Origin of the sequence: Rhodovulum sp. FJ3, assembly GCF_032918305.1 — a bacterium.
In the GTDB taxonomy this organism is placed as follows: Bacteria; Pseudomonadota; Alphaproteobacteria; order Rhodobacterales; family Rhodobacteraceae; genus SAT37.
On record NZ_JAWJUU010000019.1, the window covers coordinates 1 to 862 of the forward strand.

Here is an 862-nt window from a genome sequence, read left to right on the forward strand (position 1 = left end):
CTTGCCAATGTTAAGATGTCGATGAACCCGTTTGACGAGATTGCGGTCGAAGAGGCCATTCGTCTGAAAGAGGCGGGCGTTGCCAGCGAGGTTGTCGTCGTGTCGATCGGCGTCAAGCAGGCGCAGGAAACGCTGCGCACGGCTTTGGCGATGGGTGCGGACCGCGCGATCCTTGTGACCGCTGCCGATGACGTGCACACCGACATCGAGCCGCTGGCCGTCGCCAAGATCCTGAAGGCTGTCGTCGATGAAGAGCAGCCCCAGATCGTTCTGGCCGGCAAGCAGGCCATCGACAACGACATGAACGCCACCGGCCAGATGCTGTCGGCGCTGCTGGGCTGGTCCCAGGCGACCTTTGNCACCGGCCAGATGCTGTCGGCGCTGCTGGGCTGGTCCCAGGCGACCTTTGCCTCCGAGGTCAAGGTCGAGGGCGACGCCGCCGTCGTGACCCGTGAGGTTGATGGCGGTCTGCAGACGATCAAGGTGCAACTGCCCGCGATCATCACCGCCGACCTGCGTCTGAACGAGCCGCGCTATGCGTCGCTCCCGAACATCATGAAGGCCAAGAAAAAGCCTTTGGATGAAAAGACGCCCGCCGATTACGGCGTCGATGTCACGCCGCGCCTGAGCGTCGTGAAAACCTCGGAACCGGCCGTGCGCGAAGCCGGTGAAATCGTCGGTTCGGTCGACGAGCTGGTTGCGAAACTCAAAGAAGCGGGGGCCGTGTAATGTCTGTACTTCTTCTTGCCGAAGTAACCGATGGCGAACTGGCGCTGGACGCCACCGCCAAAGCCGTGTCCGCCGCCAAGGCGATCGGCGATGTGACCGTTCTGTGCGCAGGGGCGTCTGCCGCTGCGGCGGG

The 862-nt window shown here is 63.3% G+C and carries 1 protein-coding gene and 1 pseudogene; both read left to right on the forward strand.

The window, feature by feature from the left end:
- Positions 1-729 (forward strand): electron transfer flavoprotein subunit beta/FixA family protein (locus R1W00_RS18190; protein WP_317264187.1); only part of this gene is annotated, 729 nt, incomplete at its 5' end.
- Positions 729-862: pseudogene (locus R1W00_RS18195) on the forward strand (electron transfer flavoprotein subunit alpha/FixB family protein); the annotation flags it as partial. The gene R1W00_RS18190 and the pseudogene R1W00_RS18195, both read left to right, overlap by 1 nt.